Source organism: Sulfitobacter sp. HI0027 (assembly GCF_001634775.1).
In the GTDB taxonomy this organism is placed as follows: Bacteria; Pseudomonadota; Alphaproteobacteria; order Rhodobacterales; family Rhodobacteraceae; genus Sulfitobacter.
Map to the genome: position 1 here is coordinate 18,331 of NZ_LWER01000403.1, position 21,791 is coordinate 40,121.

Below are 21,791 nucleotides of genomic sequence, written 5' to 3' on the forward strand. Positions count from 1 at the left end.
AGAACGTGAGGCAACACAGGACGAACAACATGCGTAAACTTACTTCTGCTATTCTGGCGGTTGGTCTGGCCGTATCGGCCCCCCTCGCGGCGGCGGCGCAGCAGCTGTCGCTGAACGAGATCTCGGGCTATCTGAACCAGCTTCGCACCGCCAAGGGCGACTTTACCCAGATCAACGACGATGGGTCGATCAGCTCGGGCACGATCTATATCAAACGCCCCGGTAAGGTACGTTTCGAATATAACGCGCCGGATTCTGGGCTGGTCGTCGCAGGTGCCAATACGGTTGTGATCTATGACAAGAAGTCCAACCAACCGGCAGAGACTTACCCGTTGGCGCGCACCCCGCTGTCGATCATCTTGGCGGAAAACGTCAATCTGGGCCGCGCCAAAATGGTGACCGGTCACAGCTATGACGGCACCGCCACCACAGTCACGGCCCAAGACCCCGCCAACCCGCAATATGGCAACATCCGGATGAAGTTCACCGGCAACCCGGTGCAGCTGCGTCAGTGGATCATCAACGACGGCAATGGCAGCGCCACGACCGTTGTGCTGGGTGACATGCAGGTGGGGGGCAATATCTCCAACAGTCTGTTTGACACCGCAGGCGCACGGGCAGGCAGCAAACGCTAAGCGGCCCTGCTGAAACAAAAAACGCCCCGGCTGATCCAGCCGGGGCGTTTTGCATTGGATTAGATCGTTTTTACCAGCGGCCCAAACGGCAGCCGGCGATCTGTCTTTCATACAGCTTGGCGCGGGAATCGACCTTGCCCGCGACCCCGACCAGCCAAGCCTTGCTGTTGTAGCTCTGCCGGGAAAAACCCGTGTGCCCCTCGTGATAGGCGAGGTATTGGTTGCGGGCGTCATGCAGAGACACGCCGTTCCGGTCGCGCGTCAGGTTCATGTACCAGCCCATGAAATCGCTCGCGTCGCGGATCTCATCGCGTTTCGCACGCCAGCGGCCTTCGGATTCCAGATATTCATCCCACGTCGCGTCCAAGGCCTGTGAATAGCCAAAGGCGCTGGACTGGCGGCCCATCGGGATCACGCCCAGCACGTATTTGAAGGGCGTCCGCGCGTCAGCCACGAATTTGCTTTCTTGATGGATGGTGGCCATCTGCACGTGGATTGGTACACCCCATTTGCGCTCGGTCGCGCGGAATGCCCTCAAATAGTCGGGGTGCTCTTTCAGGATCGTGCAGGCGTTATCCAGATCACGCGGGGCCGTTTGAGGCCCGCCGCCGCAGGATGCCACCAGCAGTACGATCATCATTGCGCAAAAATGCTTGCTCATCTGCCTCTCGCCTCTCGTTTTTTGTTAGGGGACGTTTTTTCAAAGGACTTTAACCGATTCACCCCCTTCATCACATCACTAAATTGGGAAAATGCGCGCCGCGTTGCGCGATATTGCGCTGACCGCGCAGCCCCGCGCAGGCGGTATTCCGCGAAATCCCGACAAACCTGTTGATCGCCTGCCCAGAGTGCTGCCGGAAACCCACTGTCGGTGCTGCGTTCACAGTCTGTTTCCCCGCGCACAGTCGCTGTGATTGGACAAAAGCCCCTTGAAAGGGCTACCGTCGAGGGGTAGGGGCAGCATGTTATGATACGAACACGCGCAAAATATCACCTCGGACAGATTGTCCGTCACAAGAAGCATCCCTTTCGGGGCGTGATTTTTGACGTCGACCCAGAATTCGCCAATACCCAAGAATGGTATGAGGCGATTCCCGAAGAGAACCGTCCGGTGAAAGACCAGCCGTTCTATCATCTCTTGGCCGAGAATGATCAGAGCTACTATGTGGCCTATGTATCCGAGCAGAACCTCGTGGCTGATTATTCGGGGGAGCCTGTGGACCACCCCGATATCCCCGATCTTTTCGGCCCCTTCACCGACGGTGCCTATCCGCTGCACTTCCAGATGAACTGAGCCCGGCGGGCCGTCGCTTGCCCGCCGGACATTTCATCAATACCCCAAGGCACAGCCGTCCTTGCGCGGGTCGCTCGCGCCTTCCAGCACGCCATCTTCGCGGATGCGGATCGCCTGCGCACCGCCGATTGCCGTTTCAGGCACTTCGACCTTATGGCCCAGATCGCTCAATGTCTGGCGCACATCGTCGCCAAAGCCGCGTTCGACCTTCATCACTTGCCCATCGGCAAAGGCGCGGGGCGCGTCAATGGCGCTTTGCACGTCCATGCCGAAATCGGTGAGGTTCGAGGCAAAGCGCGCGTGGCCGCAGGGCTGATAGGCCCCGCCCATCACCCCAAAGGGCATGGTCACGCGACCGTTTTCGCGGATCATGCCGGGAATGATCGTATGCATCGGGCGTTTGCCGCCTTTCAGCTCATTCGGGTGGCCGTGTTCCAGCGTGAAGCCCGCGCCACGGTTTTGCAGCAGGATGCCGAACTTATCCGACGCGATGCCAGAGCCGAAGCCATGGAAGATCGAATAGATCAGCGAGACCGACATGCCGTCACCATCCACCACGGTGATATAGATCGTGTCTTTGTGCACCGCCTCGCTGATCGGCGCGGCGGCGACCATGGCGCGTTTGGGATCGATCAGCGCTGCAAGGGCGCGGGCGGTCTCAGCCGCCAACATATGCTCCAACCGCGTGGTGTGATCCGGGTCCGCCAGAAACCGGTTGCGCGCGTCATAGGCCAGCTTGGTGGCCTCGGCCTCAATATGCAGCCGCTCGGCCCCTAGCGGGTCCATTCCGGCGATGTCGAAGTGATCTAGGATATTCATCAGCAGCAGGGCGGTCGCCCCTTGGCCATTGGGCGGATGTTCGACCACTTCGAGGTCTTTGTAGTGGCCCGACACGGGCGTCGAGACTTCAGCCCGCGCCGTCGCGAAATCCTCGGCGCTATGGCTGCCACCTGCGGCTTGCAGCGTGGCGATCATGTCTTCGGCGATCTCTCCGGTGTAGAAGGCATCGCGCCCTTTCGCGGCCACGCGGCGCAGCACTTCGGCCTGTCCCGGCGCGCGGAAAATATCACCGACGCGGGGCGTTTTGCCGTTGATGAGGAAGTGGTCCCGCGCGCGCCCCTGAAGGGTGCCGCCGTCCGTGGCCCAATCAAAAGCCACGCGCGGGGCGACGGGCACCCCGGCATCGGCATAGTGGATCGCGGGGGCCAGCAGCGCGTCCAGCCCCAGCTTGCCGAGGTTGTCTGACAGGTGGCAAAAGGCATCTATGGCGGTGGGAATGGTCACCGCATCGGCTGAGCGCAGCGGCACCGTCTTCTCGCCCTTGTCGCGCAGCTTGGCGGCGTCCAGCGCCGCGGGTGCGCGGCCTGAGCCGTTGAGCGCATGGACTTCTTCGCTCCCCGCTGGAGAGTAGAGCACGAAGCAATCGCCGCCGATCCCGGTCATCTGCGGCTCGCAAATGCCCAGCAGAACGGCCCCGGCAATGGCCGCGTCCATGGCGTTGCCCCCGCGCGCAAGGATATCGACCGCCGCCCGCGCTGCGAGCGGGTGCGACGTGGCGCAGATGCCATTGGTGGCCAAGACCGGTGACCGGCCGGGAAAGTGAAAATCGCGCATGTGCTGTCCCTCGCTGATATATCAGCGTGACCCTAGACGGTCATTTCGGTTCTGCCAATGCGGGGAAAGATCCTCGGCACCGCGTACTGGGTGGGGGCTATTAAACACGGTGCCGAGGGAAGCTATTTGCAGCTACAGGCACTCTTTTGCCCTGCAACCAAGGCGCAATTGTGATCCCAGCAGGGCCGTTTTGCGAAATCTGCCTGCCGCACTGCCGCAGGGGTTAACGCGGCGGCAACCCGACCGGGAGCCGCAGGTCGATCCGGTTCTCTTGGGCCAGACGGCGATAGCTCAGATCTTTTGCCAGATCGCGGATCAGAAACCAGCCAAAACCCCCTTCGGGAAGATCGCAGACCGGGCGGTCGATCTCTTGCGGCAGGCCCAAGGGCGCTTGCAGGTCGGGCATTGGCAGTCCCTCGTCCGACACGGCAAGGTGCAGGCCATCGGGCGCATGATGACAGGCAATATGGATGGGGCCGGGAAGGTCGGCATCCGAATAGGCATGTTCGACGATATTGTTGAGCATTTCGGCGACGACCAATCGCACCACGCAGACCTCTTCGGCCTCAAGCGCGAGGCAGGTGAGACCGTCCAGCAAGAGCGTCAGAGCCTCCCGCGCGGCGTGGGGGCCGCTGTGAACGGTGATCTCAAACGGGCAAAGCGCAGAGCGCGCGGCGGGCTGCCGCATGGCGCTATCCCCGGTGCGCGCTGAGGGCGGCGTCCAGCGTGTGAAAAATGCCAAAGACCGTGTCCATCCGGGTAAGGGTAAAGACCTTTTCCACCGCCGGAGTTAGCCCGGCCAGCACCAAGGCCCGCTGCGGTGCCAGATGTTTCATCGCCGCCACGATCGCGCCCAGCCCGCTGGAATCGATGAAGTTGACCCGGTGCAGGTCAAGGATCACCACCGATGGCGCATGGGTCGTGGCGCGGCGCACCGCGTCCTTGAACTCCAGCGCGGCGGCGGCGTCGATCCGTTCGTGCAGCACGCTGACCACGCAAAAGCGGTCTTCTGTTTTGGCGGAAACTTCCATAAACATGCCTCAAGACTTTGAAGTTCGAGACGTGATTAACCGTAAAACCTTACCAACTGGTGTGCGGTGCAACTCTAGGAGAACGTGATGCGCAATGTCGTGATAACCGGTGCAGCCAGAACCCCGATGGGCGGTTTCCAAGGGGCTTTCCAAGGGCTGACAGCCGCGGAATTGGGCGGCAGTGCGATCAAGGCGGCGTTGGGGACGACGGACCCCGCCGAAGTGCAGGAGCTGCTGATGGGCTGCGTTTTGCCCGCAGGGCAGGGCCAAGCGCCCGCGCGTCAGGCCGGGTTCAAGGCAGGTCTGGGCGAAGAAGTGCCCGCCACTACGCTTAACAAAATGTGCGGCTCTGGCATGAAAGCGGCGATGATGGCCTTTGACCAAATCGCGCTTGGCCATACCGATGTGATGGTCGCGGGCGGCATGGAGAGCATGACCAACGCGCCCTATGTGCTGCCGAAAATGCGCGGCGGGGCGCGGTTGGGCCATGGGCAGGTGATCGACCATATGTTCCTTGATGGCTTGGAAGACGCCTATGACAAAGGCCGTCTGATGGGCACCTTTGCCGAAGATTGCGCCGAGCGGTTTCAGTTTACCCGTGAGACCCAAGACAACTATGCACTCGCGTCGCTGTCGCGGGCGATTGAGGCTCAAGAGAGCGGTGCCTTTGCGGATGAAATCGCCCCGGTTGAGGTGACATCGCGCACGGGCAGCACCACGGTCGGCGCGGATGAGCAGCCTGCCAGCGCCCGGCCTGAGAAGATCCCTCAGTTGAAACCGGCCTTCCGTGAGGGTGGCACGGTGACGGCGGCGAATTCCTCGTCGATCTCCGATGGGGCGGCAGCGCTGGTGCTGGCGGATGAGGAGACCGCCAAGACCCGCGGCCAGACCATCCGCGCACGGATCGTCGGCCATGCCAGCCACGCGCAAGCGCCGGGGCTTTTCACCACCGCACCCGTGCCCGCAGCGCAGAAACTGCTGGAGCGGATCGGCTGGAAGAAAGAAGACGTGGACCTGTGGGAGGTCAATGAAGCTTTCGCCGTGGTGCCGCTGGCCTTCATGCATGAGATGGACCTGTCGCATGACATCGTGAACGTCAACGGCGGCGCCTGTGCGCTTGGCCATCCCATCGGTGCCTCAGGCGCGCGGATCATGGTGACCCTGTTGAACGCACTGGAAAAGCGCGGGTTGAAGCGCGGTATCGCGGCGATCTGCATCGGCGGCGGCGAAGGCACGGCCATCGCGATTGAACGCCCCTGATCCCACGGCTTTTTGACGTATGCAAAGGGGGGCGTGCTGCCTCCCTTTCTCTATCCGCAATATGAGTTTTTCCATGACAGTCGACTACCAAACCCTATCGAAAACCATTGCCGCTCTGACGGAGGGCGAAGACGATGCCGTGGCGCTGATGGCCACCATCGCCTGCGAGGTACATCACGCAGATGACCGGTTCGACTGGACCGGGTTCTACCGTGTCACCGCGCCTGAGTTGCTTAAGATCGGGCCCTATCAAGGCGGACACGGCTGTTTGGTGATCCCGTTTTCGCGCGGGGTCTGCGGGGCTGCGGCCCGCACGGGCGAGGTGCAATTGGTGGAAGATGTCGATGCCTTCCCGGGCCATATCGCCTGCGCCTCGTCGACGCGGTCGGAATTGGTGCTGCCGGTCTGGAACGGCGCGGGGGAATTGCTGGGGGTCTTTGATATCGACAGCGACCAGCCCAATGCATTCACCCAAGCGGATGCCGATGCATTGGCCGCGATCCTCAAAGACAGTTTCGCTGCGGTCGCCTGACCGCCACGCGCCGCTTGATCCGCGGGGCGGCATCTGCGAGGGGGAACCATGGATAGCGAATATAACCCGCCGCAGGATCCGCTGGTCATTCTGCATGAAGACGCCGAAGTTTTGCTGGTCGATAAGCCTTCTGGTTTGCTGAGCGTGCCGGGCAAGGGCGAGCATCTGGCCGATTGCCTGATCGCGCGGGTGCAGGCGGTCTTTCCCGAGGCGTTGCTGGTGCATCGGTTGGATCGGGACACCTCGGGCGTGATGATCTTTGCGATGACACCCCATGCACAGCGCCATCTTGGGCTGCAGTTTGAAAAACGCATGACGCGAAAAACCTATGTTGCCCGGGTCTGGGGCGTGCCGGAAGAGAAGTCCGGCACGGTCGATCTGCCGCTGATCGTTGATTGGCCCAATCGTCCGCTGCAGATGGTGTGCCATGAGACCGGCAAGCCCGCGCAGACCGACTGGAAAAAGATCAAGTCCGATGGCGAGACCGCGCGCATGCGCCTGTTCCCCAAAACAGGACGCAGCCACCAGCTGCGCGTGCATATGCTGGCGCTTGGGCATCCTATTCTGGGCGATCCGTTCTATGCCACCGGGCCTGCGCGGGATTTTCCGCGGTTGATGCTGCATAGTGAGGAGTTGCGGTTTAACCATCCGCAGGGCGGGACATCGACCAAGGTCCGGGCGAAGGCGCCGTTCTGAAGGGCGCTCCGTGCCCGGCCTTGTGATGTGAGGTGGGGGCGGGATCGGTATTTAAGAAAGGATGAAGGGGAAGGGGCCGTGGCGCTGCGGTGAAGTTTTGCTTTGTGGCAATCGGGGGGGTGAAAATGGCGGGGTTTGCGATTACCTCTAGCCTATCTGTTCACAGATTGACCCGGAGGATATCATGGGCTTGCGTATCAACGACACTATTCCCGACCTTACCGTCGAAACCGATCAGGGCAGTTTTTCGCTGCATGAGTTCGTCGGTGACAGCTGGGCGATCCTGTTCTCGCATCCGAAGGATTTCACCCCCGTTTGCACGACCGAATTCGGCGCCGTGGCGCGGCTTTCCGATGAGTGGGAAAAGCGCGGCACGAAGGTGATTGGCGTCAGCGTTGACGGGGTTGAAGAGCATAAGAAATGGAAGGGCGATATTGAGAAGGTTGCAGGCACCAAGGCCGGTTTCCCGATTATCGCGGATGCCGGGCTGGAGGTGTCGAAGGCCTTTGATATGCTGCCCGCCGAAGCCTACATGCCCGATGGCCGCACGCCCAACGACAGTGCCACTGTGCGGTCGGTCTTTATCATTTCGCCGGATAAGCAGTTGAAGCTGAGCATGACCTACCCGATGAACGTGGGCCGCAACTTTGCCGAGGTGCTGCGGGCGCTGGATGGGTTGCAGACTGCTGGCAAGAATGGCGTCGCAACGCCGGCGGATTGGCAGGTCGGTGAGGATGTGATCATTCCCGCGACCGTGTCAGATGAGGATGCCAAGGCAAAGTTCGGGGCGTTTGATACCGTTTTGCCCTATCTGCGTAAGGCGAAACTGCCGGGCTGATGCGTTGTTAGCGATGGCCGAGCTTATGCGCGAAGGCCATCGCTTTTTCATGCAGCAAGCGGCGCTGTTTGCGCAGGCCATAGAGCGGCGACCGGCGGAATTGTCCCCGATTTCCGCCTGAACGGGCGGAAATGTCACTGTCGAACCGGCCAGCGGTCACGAGGTTTTGGGCGGTTGCCAGCCCCATGTCGGAACGTGTGAGGACTTGTCTTAACATATTGTCTGCGGGGCAGAAAATAGGCTCGGAGGCGGCAAGGAAGGCCTTGGCTCCGGCGCGGTTCCAGATCAGCGCATGGGCGAGCATGGGGAAATAGTGAGCGCGGAGCACTTCAATGCCTGCGACCTCTGCCATGGGACTGGTGATTTTCAAGCGTGTTGCGCCCAAGTTGACGCAGTGCCAATCGTCGCGGGCGCGGAGCCATTCTATCAGTTTCGGCACGGCGGTTTTGAACTCAGGCTGTAGGGCGATATCATCTTCGAAAACGAAGCCGATCTCATCGCCGCTTTCCAGAAAGGCTGTGGCGGCGCGCTGGTGGGAGACGTAGCATCCGACCTCACCTTGGGTCATCGAGCGGCCCATGAACCGTCGGGCTTTGCTATCATCATAGGGCGCGAACTGCGCGAGGTCGATTTCACGCCCGTCAAATGCGTCTACGCGGATCGGGTCGACTTGCGCCCCGTCCAGTTCGGCCTTCGCGCTGTCCAGCCGTTGGGGGGAGGCGGCGAGATTGATGACGAATCCCTTGGGGCGCTGCGGCATGGATTTGACCTCATCCCTGTCGGCCCGGGGGACGGCAACAGGTTCTTACGGGTTAAACTTTGGGGGTGGGTCGACCGCGCAGCCAGTTTTTGAATCGTTTGAAGGCGGAAGGCGGTTTGTGGGCGACGCTGACAAACCCGATGTGCTGGCAAGCGCCGGGTTTCAGAAAGGCCGTGAATTTACCCTGTTTGCGCAGGTGACGCGAAATATGGCTTTCACGTTTGAAACCGCTGAAGCCGCCAACCTCTTTCCAGAGGGAGAGGGGGGCAAGATGCGGGTTGAACGTATAGCCATACCATTTAGGGCTGAGGGCATCCATGCGCGCGTAGGAGACGCCTGCACAGTCCTCCTTGACGATCTGGGCGCGGGCCGCGTCTTCGATGAAGAAGTTATCGGTGTCGCGGAAACAGACCGAGGAAACATCGGGATGTGCCTCTAGCAGGCGCAGGGCGTCATCTAAAAAATCGTGGCGGGTGAATTCCCAGTCGTCTTCCATGTGAAAGACATAAGGCGTGCGCACCTTGGCATACATGGCGTCAACGGCGGGGTGGTGTCCGACCTGTTTGCCCAGATCAATGCGTTGGCCGTGGGGGCAGAGACGGTCGAAGACCGCGCTTGTTTCGGCATCGCCAAAGTCGTTGATGCCAATGATGGGGAGCTTACGCAGTTCCGGGCCGAGGCTTTCGAGCGTTTGTTGCAGGACATCGGGGCGCAGCCCCATGGTGATGCAAATCGTGACCAGATTCTCTGCGCTCATGTCTTGTACTGCCCTGCGGGAAAAACTGCGGACCCCGGTGGGGGTCCGCAGCAGGTTTTAATCAACCTTCTGCCGGTTCTTTCTTCTCGGCAGCGACTTCTTCACCAGTTTCCTGATCGACGACTTTCATCGACAGGCGCACCTTGCCGCGATCATCAAAGCCCAGAAGCTTCACTTTCACTTCCTGACCTTCCTTCAGAACGTCCGAAGGGTGGTTCAGGCGGCGGTTTTCGATCTGGGACACGTGGACCAGACCGTCGCGCTTGCCAAAGAAGTTAACGAAAGCACCGAAATCGACGATCTTGACCACGGTGCCGGTGTAAACGGCGCCCTCTTCGGGCTCTGCCACGATCGAATAGATCATGTCGTAGGCCTTTTTGATGGCGTCGCCATTGGCGCTTGCGATCTTGATGATGCCTTCGTCGTTGATGTCGACTTTGGCGCCGGAAACTTCGACGATCTCGCGGATCACCTTGCCGCCGGACCCGATCACTTCACGGATCTTGTCGGTGGGGATCTGCATGGTCTCGATGCGCGGTGCGTGCACGGAGAAGTCCGCTGCGCCGGAGATCGCTTTGTTCATCTCGCCAAGGATGTGGATACGGCCTTCTTTGGCCTGAGCCAGAGCTTTTTCCATGATCTCGGGCGTGATGCCTGCAACCTTGATGTCCATCTGCAGCGACGTGATGCCCGCTTCGGTCCCGGCCACTTTGAAGTCCATGTCGCCGAGGTGGTCTTCGTCACCCAGGATATCCGACAGGATCGCGTAGGAGCCGTCATCTTCGAGGATCAGACCCATCGCCACACCGGCCACAGCCGATTTCAGCGGCACGCCTGCGTCCATCATGGACAGCGAGCCACCGCAGACCGATGCCATCGACGAGGAGCCGTTGGATTCGGTGATCTCGGACACGAGACGGATGGTGTAGGGGAAGTCTGTCGCTGCGGGCAGAACCGCCTGCAGAGCACGCCAAGCGAGCTTACCGTGGCCAACTTCGCGACGGCCGGGAGGGCCCACGCGACCAACTTCACCAACCGAGTAGGGGGGGAAGTTATAGTGCAGCAGGAAGTTCGATTTGAAGTTGCCGTGCAGCGCGTCGATGAACTGCTCATCGTCGCCGGTGCCGAGCGTGGTCACGACGAGGCCTTGCGTTTCACCACGGGTGAAGAGCGCCGAGCCGTGGGTCCGCGGCAGGATGCCGGTTTCTGCCACGATATCGCGGATTTCGTCGGTGCGACGACCGTCGATACGCTTGCCGGTTTTCACCACGTCGCCGCGCAGGATGCTGGCCTCAAGGCCCTTCATCGCGGAGCCGAGGTTCTTGTCCTCAAGCTGCTCTTCGGTGAGCTTGCCTTTGATCGTCTCGCGTGCGGCGGCAACAGCGGCGGTGCGCTCTTGCTTGTCGGCGATAGCGAATGCAGCGCGCATTTCGTCTTCGCCAGCGGCTTTTACAGCGGCGGACAGCTCAGAGTAATCGTCGGGCTGGAAGTCAAACGGCTCTTTCGCGGCGTCTTCGGCTAGATCGATGATCAGGTCGATGACCGGCTGGATCTGGTCGTGGGCAAATTTCACCGCACCCAGCATTTCCTCTTCCGACAGCTCATAGGCTTCGGATTCGACCATCATCACGGCGTCTTTGGTGCCGGCGACAACCAGATCGAGGCGCTGCTCGGGGTTCAGGCGCAGGTCCTGCATGTCGTCGATTGTTGGGTTCAGGATGTAATCGCCATCCTCATAGCCCACGCGGCAGCCAGCAATCGGGCCACGGAACGGCGCGCCGGAGATCGTCAGCGCGGCGGAAGCGGCGATCATGGCGACCATATCGGGGTCGTTCACCAGATCGTGGCTCAGCACGGTACACATCACCAGAACTTCGTTTTTGAAGCCGGGGACAAAGAGCGGGCGGATCGGACGGTCGATCAGACGCGCGGTCAGGGTCTCTTTCTCGGTGGGGCGGGCCTCACGCTTGAAGAAGCCACCCGGTACTTTACCGGCGGCATAATATTTCTCTTGGTAGTGCACGGTCAGGGGGAAGAAGTCCTGGCCCGGCTTTTGCTGACGTGCGTACGTCACATTGGCCATAACGCTGGTTTCCCCCAGCGTGGCAATCACCGACCCGTCCGCCTGACGGGCAACCTTACCGGTTTCCAGTGTCAGCGTCTCTTCGCCCCACTGGATCGATTTTTTCGTTACATTAAACATCTACGTTTCCTTTTTGGCCCATTGGCCATTGCATAGGGGCCGTATTGCCCCTGACTCCGGTATCTTCTTTTTCAGGCGCAGGAGTCCGCGCGCCGGATTTCAGATTGCGCGGACATACAGGTTTTCAAGGCAAATGGGAAGCGTTCTGTCGCAGCGGGGCTGTGAGCGGCGGCTTCTCTCCGTTGCGCACTGTGCTGACCTGCGCGCAACAAAAAACCTCCCGGCGCGGGCCGGGAGGTTTGGGTCGTCCTGTCACCGGGAAACCCGGCGGGCTGTCCGCAATTAGCGGCGCAGGCCGAGGCGCTTGATCAGGTCCTGATAACGGGACTCATCTTTGGCCTTAACGTAATCCAGCAGCTTGCGGCGCGTCGCGACCATTTTCAAAAGACCACGGCGGCCGTGGTTGTCTTTTTTGTGGGTCTTGAAGTGCTCGGTCAGCGTGACGATGCGCGAGGTCAGAATGGCAACCTGTACTTCGGGCGAACCGGTGTCGCCTTCTTTGGTGCCGAAATCTTTCATGACTTTTGCTTTTTCTTCAGCAGTAATCGACATCGGGGTCTCCTTTCGAAAAGAGTTTAAATGGATGGCGCAGGCCGGGATGTCGTCCAGCTCAGGCCCATGGAGATATCACCCGCTGACGGAATCAGCAGGCGATGGGGGCGTATAGGAGGAATTCGCGCCTTTGGCAAAGGGTGATTTATGCCAGCTTGTCAGATGCGTTATGCCGCAAAGCCAAGGTTAAACGCCGCGCTGAGCGGGATCAGGGCAATATCATCAAGCGCAACACTGTCCCCGGCAACCCGTGCAACGATAATATCATCAAGCATAACCAGCGATTGGCCCGGCAGATCGGGGTCGGGCAGGATCGCGAGCGGCGGTTCCGCCCCGGCTGCGGCGCTGTCATCCCAGACAAAAAGCAGCGAATCATCCTGTGCGTGGTAGTCTGTAATCTGCGCGGCACCGCCGCTGCCGATCCAGTCGCCCATTACGATCCGATCCGTGCCCTCGCCGGATGTCACCACGTCCCCGGCCCCCGCAACGATCAGGTCATCCCCGCCGCCACCGTTCAGGTAATCACGGCTTTGCAGGTCATCCGCCCCGGTAAGCGTGTCATCCCCCCAGCCGCCAAAGAGCGTATCCTCGCCCGCGCCGCCGCGCAGCGCATCATCGCCAAGCCCGCCTTGCAGCGCGTCACTCCCAGCTTCACCATGCAGCACGTCATCACCCGCAGAGCCTTGCAGCGCGTCATCGCCCGCACCGCCATAGAGGAAGTCATCGTCATTATGGCCAAAGAGGCTGTCGTTCCCTGCGCCGCCGAAAAGGTCATCATCTCCGTCATTGCCGTGCAGGCTGTCGTCGCCAGCATCGCCGTACAGCGTGTCGTTGCCATCATGGCCGTGCAGATCATCATCGCCGGCCGCGCCATGAAGCAGATCATTCCCGCCGTATCCGCCAAGTTGGTCGTCGCCCGTGCCGCCCTGCACTGTCTCTCCGCCATCGCTGCCCGACAGGATGTCTCCGACGGTTTTGGGGTCGCGCGGAGTGTCACCTTCTGGAACATCCTCCTCGTGCGGCGTTTCGATTTCAACGAGAGTGACAGCGCCGACCGCCATCAGACCCATCACACCAGCCAGCCACAACATGCGCAGTTCCACCCGTTCATTGCTTGATGCCCCACACATCATCCCGCCTTTAAAAGGGCATGCTGTGGCCGTAAAATCAAAGGAATAGCGGGGAAGTGGTTAACGAATGCCTGCCAGCGCGGGGCGCTAGGGCTGCCACAAAACCGGCTCTTGTGTGTAGGGCAGGTAGAGGGGGTGGCGCGGATGCCCGGCCTTGGAGAGACCAAGGTGGTAGAGCGGTTTGGCCCCCGCCGCCAGCTGTGCGGCGACGCTAAGACCCCGGTCCAGATGGGCACCATGCACGCCCCAAGCGGCGATGATGCGGTCGGCCCAATCTGCTCCGTCGACCAGCGTGGCGTCGTTATCGGGGCCGATGGGATCGGGGGCGGCCCGCATGTCGCGCGGATCGGTGGCGCGGAAGGCAAAGATATTGGTCACCCGGAAACCGCCAAAGCCCAGCACCCGCGCGCGGCGCTCACAACGCTCAACCGTGGGATCGTTCTGCACCTCCGTCGCGGTGGAGGGGTTCAGCATGACAAACATCACCCGCGGCGCAGCGCTGTCCCAGATCCGTGTGAGGCTGTAGCGATACTGCTCACAGGGGGAGTAGACAGCGGTCGAGGGCGCATCGCCCTTGGTATGGCTGCGGGTGATCAGGGCCATTCAGCCCTCGTTCGTGTCCGGGGATAGGTTAAACACCCGGCTGGGGTGCAATTCGCCCGCCTTGAAGCGGCCCACGGCGACGGGCTGGCCATCGAGCGAGGCCCAGCATTCATCGCCATATTCCACGTCATGGGCGATCACCATGCCGGGGTTGCCATTGCGCAGACGGGTGGCGCCTTCGGGGGTGGCTTTGACCTCGGGCAACTCCGCCAGCCCTTCGGCCAATGGCAGAAGATGCGTGTCGAGTTCCGGGGTGCGGGCGATTTCGTCGATCTGTGCCAGTGTCAGGGCATTCGCCGCCTCAAACGGGCCGGACCACGTGCGGCGCAATTCGCGGACGTGACCCAAACAGCCGAGTTTCTGCCCCAAATCGCGCGCGATGGAGCGGACATAGCCGCCTTTGCCGCAGACCATCTCAAGCGTGACGTGATCGGCGTCGGGCCGGTCGAGCAGCAGCAGGCTTTCCACCCAAAGCGGGCGGGCGGCGATCTCCATTTCTTCGCCATCGCGGGCGCGTTTATAGGCGCGTTGCCCGTCGATCTTCACGGCAGAGAACTGCGGCGGCACCTGTTGGATGTCCCCGATGAAATCGCTCAGCGCGTCCTTGATGGCCGCATCGTCGGGGCGCAGATCGGAGGTGCCGATCACTTCGCCTTCGGCATCGTCGGTGTTGGTGGCAATGCCCAGACGCACGGTGAACTCATAGGCTTTCAGCGCGTCGGTGATATAGGGCACGGTCTTGGTCGCTTCGCCCAAGGCGATGGCCAGAACGCCGGTCGCTTCGGGGTCAAGGGTGCCTGCGTGGCCCGCCTTTTTGGCCTCCAGCGCCCAGCGGACCTTGTTGACCACGGCGGTCGATGTCGGCCCGGCGGGTTTGTCCACCACCAGCCAGCCTGAAATATCGCGACCCTTGCGTTTGCGTGCCATGTCTTGCCCCTTCGCCTTTGTGGTGCTGCCCTCTAACGGAGCCATGCCGCGCTGCCCAGCCCCCAAGCGGGGAAAAGGTCACTTTGCAGGCGTGACGATGCCGACGATCGGCCCCAGCGTGGTGAACCCCGCCCCGGTGCGGCGCAATCCCGGCGCCCGCAGGCGCGAGATATTGCCGTCGAAATACAGCGCGTTAGGCAGGTCCAGCTCATCCCGGTAGAGCCGGGCAAACTCATGAAAGGTTACCACGTCATTGGAAATCGCGAAAACCGCGCGTTTTCCGTCTGCCGTGGTGCCAACGCCGTTGCGGATATAGCGGGAGGTGCTGTTGGGTAAGAATCGCGGATGCAGCGCCCCGTCGATCACCAGCATTGGCCCCGATTGCGTGGCAAAGCGGCAATCGGGTTTGTTTTCGAGGTAACGCTTGGTCTCAATCACATCGGCGCGGCCATCACGCAGGCAGAAGACGCCGTTGGGCAGCAGGCCAAAGTTGCCGGGCCCCGCGCTGTCGATCACGCCGCGCGCCTCGACGCCTTCTTCGACGTAATGCCCCACCGGAGAGCGATCCTCGTGGTACATGCCCGCGTTCATCGCAAAGCCCAGCCGCAAGCCCTCCGCCTTCAGTGCCTCATCAAGCGAGCCGAAGAACCCATAGGGGGCGCCTGCGTCATCGTTGAGAAAGAGCCGCAGATCGTCACGCTCCAGATCCACTTCGCAAACGGTATAGGAACTGCCGTCAAACGTGATGTTGCGACATTCGGCAGCATCCGAAGGCGTGCCTTTCAGCGCGATCAGCGCCAATGCGATCAAACCGGCCCGGATCACTGATCCGGCGCGCTGTCGGCAGCGTCATCATCAGGCGCATCCGCGTCGCGGCGCACCACGTCTTGGTTCAACATCCGGCGCGTGTCGTCCATCCGGTCGAATGTCCGATCCAATTGGAACCGCAGATCAGGAGAGAACTTGAGCGTGAGTTTCTTAGCCACCTGTCGGCGCAATTCGTTCTTATTGCGCGCCAGCAGCTTAAGCACCTCATCCTGACCTTCACCGCCCAGCGGCAGCACATAGGCCGTTGCGATCTTGAGATCAGGAGAGATGCGCACCTCTCCCACGGTGATCGACAGACGGTTGAGGTCGGTGTCATGCACGTCCCCGCGTGCGAGTACATCAGACAAGGCGCGGCGGACGGTTTCGCCCACGCGGAGTTGTCGTTGCGACGGGCCTGCGCCCTCATGAAACTTGTTCTTTGCCATGAACCCCATCTAAGGCTTCGGTTGCACTTTGCCAAGCGCTCGCCGACGGGCTAAACCAGCCGAGCCATTCATGCCCCCGAACTGCAGGAGACACCCCCATGACACAGACCCCCGGCATTGCCGTTACCGGCGCCTCTGGCCGCATGGGCCAGATGTTGATCCGTGAGATCACCGCCAGCGACAAAATGCATCTGGCCGCGGCGGTGGAGCGTCCCGGTCATGACTGGGTGGGGCGCGACGTGGGCGAAGCGATGGGGGGCACCGCGTCAGGTGTGACCGTAACTGACGACGCAGCCGAAGCGTTTGCGAAGGTGCAGGCCGTGATCGATTTCACCGCGCCACAGGCAACGATCGCTTTTGCTGCCGAGGCCGCGAAGGCCGGGATCGTGCATGTCATCGGCACCACCGGGATGACCGATGAGGAGATCGCGCAGCTTGCCCCAGCCGCCGAACAGGGGGCCATCATCATCCGCGCAGGCAATATGAGTCTTGGCGTGAACCTGCTGACACAGCTCACTCGTCAGGTCGCCGCTGCACTGGACGTGGATTACGACATTGAGATCATCGAATCGCACCACAACCAGAAAGTCGATGCCCCCTCTGGCACGGCTCTGATGCTGGGCGAAGCCGCCGCCGAAGGGCGCGGCGTAAAGCTGGCTGATGTGTCAGACCGGGGCCGCGATGGGATCACCGGCGCGCGGCAGCAGGGCGATATCGGTTTCACCGCGATCCGGGGCGGTGACATCGTGGGGGAGCATGACGTAATGTTCGCCGCCGCTGGAGAGCGGATCATTCTACGCCACATCGCGTCTGACCGCGCGCTTTTCGCGCGCGGCGCGCTGAAGGCCGCGCTTTGGGGGCAGGGTCAGACGCCGGGCGAATATGACATGCTTGATGTGCTGGGCCTGAAACGCTGAACCAGATGCAGATTATCTGAAACTTTACCTCTTTTGCTTACGTGAATGCCAAAGGCAATTCACCAAGGGAGGTATCGATGAGGATTATCTTTGCACTCGCCGCGACTGCGGTGCTGGCGCTAAGCGGCCTGCCCGCGGCGGCGGAGTATGCCCGTATTCAGAACAAGTCAGACTTTGTCGCGGCGGTGAATGGCAAAAGGCTGACCCGCCCGCTCGTCAATCTGCAGGTGACCCCCGGCGGAGCCATCGCTGGCAAGGGGGCCGCTTGGCAGATCACCGGCAATTGGTCGTGGAAAGACGGCTATTTCTGTCGGACGCTGGTCTGGGGCGGCAAGGATTTGGGCTATAATTGCCAAGTCGTCATGCGCGATGGCGCGAAAATCCGCTTCACCTCTGACAAGGGTGCAGGCGAGTCGGCGGTGCTGACCCTGCGCTAAGGCCGCTTAGAAATCGACGGCGATGCCTTTTTTCTCCCAATCGCCATAGCGTACCGGCTCTGGCCCATCGCGCCCGCCCAGTTCGGCGGGCAGGTCCAGCGCGGCTGCGGCCTTGCGGCGCGCGGCGGCCTCGGCCAGCGCGCGCTGTGCGGCGGCAGGCAGATCGGGGCCGGGCTGCGGCGTCGGGTCATGCGGCGTGTCGGGGATCGGCTTTGGCCCCGGTTTGGGCTGCGGTGGCAGGTCCGGCGCGGGGCTTGGAGTTGGGTCTGGGCCGGGTCTACTGTCGGGAATGGGGCGTTGATCGGGCATCATGGTCCTCTTAAGCCAAGTTCTCCCTTGATATACGTCGCGCGCTGGCCCAGACAACCCGCCAACCCCTCAAGCGAGACCCAGATAGGACATGACCATGGCAGACACAGGCGTTCAGGCCCGCAGAAGCGCGGTATATCTGCTGGATCAGATTTTGGGCGACGAGCCGCGGCTGATGTCGGAACTGCTCGCCTCCGGCGCGTTGGACAAGCTGCCCCCGGATGACCGCGCCCGCGCCCAACGTCTGGCGCAAGACACGCTGCGCGGGTTGGAGCGTGCCGACCGGCTGTTACAAAAACACCTGCAAAAGGCCCCGCCGCTGACCGTGCGCAATGTGCTGCGGGTCGGCACAGTCGAGCTTTGTCAAGGCGGAGCCGCGCATGGGGTGGTGAATGCGATGGTGAACCTCGTCTCGCAGCATCGCACGCTGAGCCATCTCAAGGGGCTGACCAACGCCGTGTTGCGCAAGATCGCCGCACAGGGGCCTGAGGCTTGGGACGCTCTGCGCGCACCGCGCCTGCCGAAATGGCTGCGCGGCCCGCTGGCAGAGGCTTGGGGCGCCGACGCCATCGCCAAGATGGAAGAGGCGCATTTCGCCGGCGCACCGCTTGATCTGACCGCCAAGGGTGATCCGGCCGCCTTGGCCGAGGCCGTGGGCGGCACGCTCTTGCCGACAGGATCGGTGCGCGTAATGAACGCAGGGCAGGTCTCCACCATGCCGGGATTTGCCGAAGGTGACTGGTGGGTGCAGGATGCCGCCGCTGCGATCCCGGTGCGGGTGCTGGCCCCGACGGAAGGTGAAACCGTGCTCGACCTCTGCGCCGCGCCGGGGGGCAAGATGATGCAGCTTGCCGCTGCGGGGGCTGTTGTCACCGCCGTTGACCAATCGCATCCACGGATGCAGCGGGTGAAGGAAAACCTTGCCCGCGTGGGGCTTAAGGCCAAGACGCTCACCAAGGACGCCCGTGCCGTAGAGGGCGCGTTCGACGCGATCCTGCTTGACGCGCCCTGTTCCGCCACCGGCACCATCCGTCGCCACCCCGATCTGCCCCATGCCAAGGATGGCTCGGAATTCGGGGACCTGATTGAACTGCAATCCGAGTTGATCGACCATGCATGGACCCTGCTGAAACCCGGCGGGCGGCTGGTGTTCTGCACCTGTAGCCTGCTGCCCGACGAGGGCGAAGTGCAGGTCGACGAAGCCTTGGAACGGCATGGTGACATGACAGTCGACCGCGCCGCGCTGGACCTGCCGGGGGTCGAGGCAGAGTGGGTCACCGAAGAGGGCGGGTTGCGTCTGCGACCTGACTTTTGGGCCGACAAAGGCGGGATGGACGGCTTCTATATCGCGTGTCTGCGGAAGGGCTGACCCTCACGCCCCATCGGGTGGTGAGGGCACGGCGAGATATGCGGATTTCGGTATCTCGACCAAGCCGCGCAGGCCCAGCGTCGCGGCATCCTCGGGCGTAAGCCCGGCGATGGCATCGCGGACCGCCGCAAATGTTGCTTCGCGATCGGTATCTGACGCCGCGATATAGGGCAGGCCGGGCGTCGGCGTCGTGGTTTCCAGCACCCGCAAGCCACCCGCGAAAGCGTCATACCGCTGGATCAGCCGCCACGACACCCCGTCCAGCGCCGCAATATCCGCCCGCCCCTCGGCCACGGTCTTGGCAGAGTTCCGGTGACCGTGGCTTTGACTGCGATCTGCAAACCAGAAACCCTCTGCGCTGCAATGCGCGTAGGCGGCGGCGTAGCCTGACTGCGAAAACGTCTGGTTGTAGGTGAACCGCGCCGCGCGAAACTCGGAAATTGTTTCACGGGGATCATTGGCGCGGACCACGAAGACGCTGTGGTAGTAGCCCGGCGGGCAGCCCTCGACGGCAAAGTCAGGTGTCCCGATCAACGTGACGCGGTCGTGCAGCCATAGGCGGTAGGGCATCCCGCAGGTTTGCGAAAGGGTCAGGTCGAGGGCTTTCCACACCGCGAATTCCTCTCGCGCATTGTCCAACCCTTCCGGGGCTGCAACGCCCCGCGCGCGCAGCCCATCGCGGATCAGCGCCCAGTAGCGGGCCGTGGCCGCGGCGGTTTCTGGCCGCAGGTACATCATCAGGCTGGCGATCATCGGTGCGCTCCGGTTGCGGTGCCCTTGTTTAGGCGGCACCCCTGCGGGCTGGCAACCGTCCGTTCCCCGCCGATCCCCCGGCGCGCGGGGAAAATCCGGTGACTCATTGCAGGGCCGCGGTTATGCTGCCGCCAAACGCCATCAGAGCGTCAGGGGCAGCTTGATATGATTAATCTTTCCAGCGTCATGGCCCGAAGGGTGCGGTTTTTGAACCGCTGGCACGCTTGGCGTGCGACCCGGGGCCGGGGGCGGGTGGCGGGTTTCACCGCGTCGCCCGAGCCGCGCACCATCGGCTCTTTCGCGCGGGGGCGGCAGTTGATGGCGGGCAATTACCTTTTTGCCGGCAGCCTGCTAACCGCGCCGCAGACCGCGANGTGGGATCTGACCCCGCCTGGCCCTGCCTTTGCGGCGGAACTGCACGGTTTTGCATGGCTGGATGATCTTGCTGCCGTGGGGGATGCACGGGCGCGTGCGTCGGCGCAGGATTGGCTTTGGGGGTGGATCGACCGTTTCGGGCGCGGGCAAGGGCCGGGCTGGACCCCGGCGCTGACCGGTCGGCGGCTGATCCGCTGGATCAACCACGCACTTTTCATGCTGCGCGGGACGGACACCGCGCAGAGCGATGCCTTCTACCGGTCCCTCGAACAGCAGACCCGTTTCCTGTCAAAACGCTGGCGCGCCTCTGCGCCGGGCCTGCCGCGTTTCGAAGCGCTGACCGGGTTGATTTACGCGGGCCTGTCGCTGGAGGGGCTAGAGGAACTGGCCGATCCCGCCATCAAGGCATTAGCACGCGAATGTGCCAGCCAGATCGACGCCGAGGGCGGTCTGCCGACCCGAAACCCCGAAGAACTGCTCGCCGTTTTTACCCTGCTTACATGGGCCGCAGCGGCGCTCAGCGATGCAGGCCGCAGCACGCCCAAAGAGCACCTTACCGCGATTGAGCGTATCGCGCCCACCCTGCGCAGCCTGCGTCATGCCGATGGCGCTTTGGCGCGGTTTCACGGCGGCGGGCGCGGTATGGAAGGCTGGCTGGATCACGCACTGGCGGCGGCCAAGGTCAAGACGCGGCAGCCTGATGGGCTGGCCATGGGCTATGCAAGGCTGTCGGCAGGGCGCACCAGCGTGATCGTCGATGCGGCGGCGCCACCGGGCGGCACGGCCTCGGGCAATGCCCATGCCTCGACACTGGCGTTTGAGCTGACCTCGGGGCGGCGGCCCTTGGTGGTGAACTGCGGCTCCGGCGCGTCATTTGGGCTGGAATGGCGGCGGGCGGGGCGGGCCACGCCGTCGCATTCCGCCCTGTCGCTCGTCGGCCATTCCAGCGCCCGACTGGCGGAGCCTGACCCCCACAGCGGGACAGAGGCGCTCATCGCGGGTCCGCGCCAAGTGCCAGTGGAGATCGGAGAGGCGGCGGATGGGCTGCGTTTTGAGGGCGGCCATGACGCCTATCTGCGCAGCCACGGGCTGACCCATGCGCGGCGGCTCGAACTCACCTCGGACGGGCGCGGGCTGACGGGGGAGGATATGCTGCTGGCGATAGAGGGGGCGGAGAAGCGGCGCTTTGATAAGGTGTTGAGCGCCACGCAACTGAAGGGCGTGCCTTTCGACATCCGTTTTCACCTGCATCCGGATGTGGATGCCACGGTCGACCTTGGCGGGGCTGCAATATCCATGGCGCTGAAAAGCGGTGAAATTTGGGTGTTTCGCCATGACGGCACGCTTAATCTGTCTTTGGAACCGGGGGTTTACCTTGAGACGACCCGGCTGAAGCCACGTGCGGCACAGCAGATCGTGCTCTCGGGCTATGCCATGAACTATGCCACACGGGTGCGCTGGTCGTTGTCAAAAGCGCAGGAAACTGCGATTGGCGTGCGAGATTTGTCGATCGACGATCCCTATGCTGATGAAGACTGACCAAGGA

The 21,791-nt window shown here is 62.3% G+C and carries 25 protein-coding genes; 10 read left to right on the plus strand and 15 right to left on the minus strand.

Annotated elements, in window-relative coordinates; translation table 11 throughout:
• Positions 1-29 precede the first annotated feature (29 nt).
• Positions 30-635, plus strand: a complete 606-nt coding sequence (locus A3722_RS18325; RefSeq protein ID WP_067631277.1) for a LolA family protein — start codon at positions 30-32, stop codon at positions 633-635.
• 70 nt (positions 636-705) lie between these two features.
• On the opposite strand, the gene A3722_RS18330 is transcribed toward A3722_RS18325, so the two are convergent.
• Complete coding sequence (locus A3722_RS18330) at positions 706-1,296, minus strand: transglycosylase SLT domain-containing protein (RefSeq protein ID WP_067631275.1); 591 nt, start codon at positions 1,294-1,296, stop codon at positions 706-708.
• A gap of 306 nt (positions 1,297-1,602) precedes the next feature.
• On the opposite strand from A3722_RS18330, the gene hspQ reads away from it, so the two are divergent.
• Positions 1,603-1,929: a heat shock protein HspQ gene (gene hspQ, locus A3722_RS18335; RefSeq protein WP_067631272.1), complete on the plus strand. Its 327-nt coding sequence runs from the start codon at positions 1,603-1,605 to the stop codon at positions 1,927-1,929.
• A 36-nt stretch (positions 1,930-1,965) separates the two neighbouring features.
• Here hspQ and A3722_RS18340 read toward each other — a convergent pair whose 3' ends face one another.
• The 3 genes from A3722_RS18340 to A3722_RS18350 form a co-directional block, all read right to left on the minus strand.
• Positions 1,966-3,543: a gamma-glutamyltransferase family protein gene (locus tag A3722_RS18340; RefSeq protein WP_067631269.1), complete on the minus strand. Its 1,578-nt coding sequence runs from the start codon at positions 3,541-3,543 to the stop codon at positions 1,966-1,968.
• Between the two features lie 223 nt (positions 3,544-3,766).
• Entirely contained in the window at positions 3,767-4,231 is a 465-nt protein-coding gene (locus A3722_RS18345; protein WP_067631267.1) for an ATP-binding protein, read from the minus strand.
• Between the two features lie 4 nt (positions 4,232-4,235).
• A complete protein-coding gene (locus tag A3722_RS18350) occupies positions 4,236-4,574 on the minus strand; it encodes an STAS domain-containing protein (RefSeq protein WP_067631283.1) in 339 nt (112 codons plus the stop codon).
• Positions 4,575-4,661: 87 nt separating this feature from the next.
• On the opposite strand from A3722_RS18350, the gene A3722_RS18355 reads away from it, so the two are divergent.
• The 4 genes from A3722_RS18355 (at position 4,662) to A3722_RS18370 (ending at position 7,900) form a co-directional block, all read left to right on the plus strand.
• The gene (locus A3722_RS18355; protein WP_067631264.1) at positions 4,662-5,834 is read left to right on the plus strand and encodes a thiolase family protein; all 1,173 of its coding nucleotides are present in this window, start codon (positions 4,662-4,664) and stop codon (positions 5,832-5,834) included.
• Between the two features lie 73 nt (positions 5,835-5,907).
• On the plus strand, positions 5,908-6,366 hold the full coding sequence (locus A3722_RS18360; protein WP_067631280.1) for a GAF domain-containing protein: 459 nt from the start codon (positions 5,908-5,910) through the stop codon (positions 6,364-6,366).
• 48 nt (positions 6,367-6,414) lie between these two features.
• Entirely contained in the window at positions 6,415-7,062 is a 648-nt protein-coding gene (locus A3722_RS18365; protein WP_067631262.1) for a pseudouridine synthase, read from the plus strand.
• Between the two features lie 184 nt (positions 7,063-7,246).
• Entirely contained in the window at positions 7,247-7,900 is a 654-nt protein-coding gene (locus A3722_RS18370; RefSeq protein WP_067624311.1) for a peroxiredoxin, read from the plus strand.
• A gap of 7 nt (positions 7,901-7,907) precedes the next feature.
• Here the strand turns inward: A3722_RS18370 and A3722_RS18375 are convergent, their stop codons facing one another.
• The 9 genes from A3722_RS18375 to rbfA form a co-directional block, all read right to left on the minus strand.
• Positions 7,908-8,660, minus strand: coding sequence for a glycosyltransferase family 25 protein (locus tag A3722_RS18375; RefSeq protein ID WP_067624308.1), 753 nt, complete (start codon positions 8,658-8,660; stop codon positions 7,908-7,910).
• 52 nt (positions 8,661-8,712) lie between these two features.
• Positions 8,713-9,417, minus strand: coding sequence for a glycosyltransferase (locus tag A3722_RS18380; RefSeq protein WP_067624305.1), 705 nt, complete (start codon positions 9,415-9,417; stop codon positions 8,713-8,715).
• A 61-nt stretch (positions 9,418-9,478) separates the two neighbouring features.
• Positions 9,479-11,620 (minus strand): polyribonucleotide nucleotidyltransferase, encoded by a 2,142-nt coding sequence (gene pnp / locus A3722_RS18385; protein WP_067624302.1) that lies wholly within the window; start codon positions 11,618-11,620, stop codon positions 9,479-9,481.
• 282 nt (positions 11,621-11,902) lie between these two features.
• Positions 11,903-12,172, minus strand: coding sequence for a 30S ribosomal protein S15 (gene rpsO, locus A3722_RS18390; RefSeq protein ID WP_067624299.1), 270 nt, complete (start codon positions 12,170-12,172; stop codon positions 11,903-11,905).
• 167 nt (positions 12,173-12,339) lie between these two features.
• Positions 12,340-13,302 (minus strand): calcium-binding protein, encoded by a 963-nt coding sequence (locus A3722_RS18395; protein WP_236627471.1) that lies wholly within the window; start codon positions 13,300-13,302, stop codon positions 12,340-12,342.
• A gap of 87 nt (positions 13,303-13,389) precedes the next feature.
• On the minus strand, positions 13,390-13,899 hold the full coding sequence (locus tag A3722_RS18400) for a DUF1643 domain-containing protein (RefSeq protein WP_067626953.1): 510 nt from the start codon (positions 13,897-13,899) through the stop codon (positions 13,390-13,392).
• 6 nt (positions 13,900-13,905) lie between these two features.
• Positions 13,906-14,832, minus strand: a complete 927-nt coding sequence (gene truB / locus A3722_RS18405) for a tRNA pseudouridine(55) synthase TruB (protein ID WP_067626952.1) — start codon at positions 14,830-14,832, stop codon at positions 13,906-13,908.
• A 78-nt stretch (positions 14,833-14,910) separates the two neighbouring features.
• Positions 14,911-15,657: a phosphodiester glycosidase family protein gene (locus A3722_RS18410; RefSeq protein ID WP_067916349.1), complete on the minus strand. Its 747-nt coding sequence runs from the start codon at positions 15,655-15,657 to the stop codon at positions 14,911-14,913.
• Complete coding sequence (gene rbfA, locus A3722_RS18415) at positions 15,654-16,085, minus strand: 30S ribosome-binding factor RbfA (protein ID WP_067626238.1); 432 nt, start codon at positions 16,083-16,085, stop codon at positions 15,654-15,656. Before rbfA ends, A3722_RS18410 begins: the two co-directional genes overlap by 4 nt.
• Positions 16,086-16,183: 98 nt before the next feature.
• Between rbfA and dapB the strand changes: the two genes are divergently transcribed.
• Both dapB and A3722_RS18425 read left to right on the plus strand, forming a co-directional pair.
• The gene (dapB, locus tag A3722_RS18420) at positions 16,184-17,002 is read left to right on the plus strand and encodes a 4-hydroxy-tetrahydrodipicolinate reductase (protein ID WP_067626240.1); all 819 of its coding nucleotides are present in this window, start codon (positions 16,184-16,186) and stop codon (positions 17,000-17,002) included.
• A gap of 77 nt (positions 17,003-17,079) precedes the next feature.
• Positions 17,080-17,439: a dihydrodipicolinate reductase gene (locus A3722_RS18425; RefSeq protein ID WP_067626242.1), complete on the plus strand. Its 360-nt coding sequence runs from the start codon at positions 17,080-17,082 to the stop codon at positions 17,437-17,439.
• A gap of 6 nt (positions 17,440-17,445) precedes the next feature.
• Here the strand turns inward: A3722_RS18425 and A3722_RS18430 are convergent, their stop codons facing one another.
• Entirely contained in the window at positions 17,446-17,646 is a 201-nt protein-coding gene (locus A3722_RS18430; RefSeq protein WP_201722073.1) for a DUF1674 domain-containing protein, read from the minus strand.
• 199 nt (positions 17,647-17,845) lie between these two features.
• On the opposite strand from A3722_RS18430, the gene A3722_RS18435 reads away from it, so the two are divergent.
• Positions 17,846-19,117, plus strand: coding sequence for an RsmB/NOP family class I SAM-dependent RNA methyltransferase (locus A3722_RS18435; protein WP_067626246.1), 1,272 nt, complete (start codon positions 17,846-17,848; stop codon positions 19,115-19,117).
• A gap of 3 nt (positions 19,118-19,120) precedes the next feature.
• Here A3722_RS18435 and A3722_RS18440 read toward each other — a convergent pair whose 3' ends face one another.
• The gene (locus tag A3722_RS18440; protein WP_067626248.1) at positions 19,121-19,870 is read right to left on the minus strand and encodes a phosphate/phosphite/phosphonate ABC transporter substrate-binding protein; all 750 of its coding nucleotides are present in this window, start codon (positions 19,868-19,870) and stop codon (positions 19,121-19,123) included.
• A 165-nt stretch (positions 19,871-20,035) separates the two neighbouring features.
• Between A3722_RS18440 and A3722_RS18445 the strand changes: the two genes are divergently transcribed.
• Positions 20,036-21,784, plus strand: coding sequence for a heparinase II/III family protein (locus tag A3722_RS18445; RefSeq protein WP_067916351.1), 1,749 nt, complete (start codon positions 20,036-20,038; stop codon positions 21,782-21,784).
• Positions 21,785-21,791 lie beyond the last annotated feature (7 nt).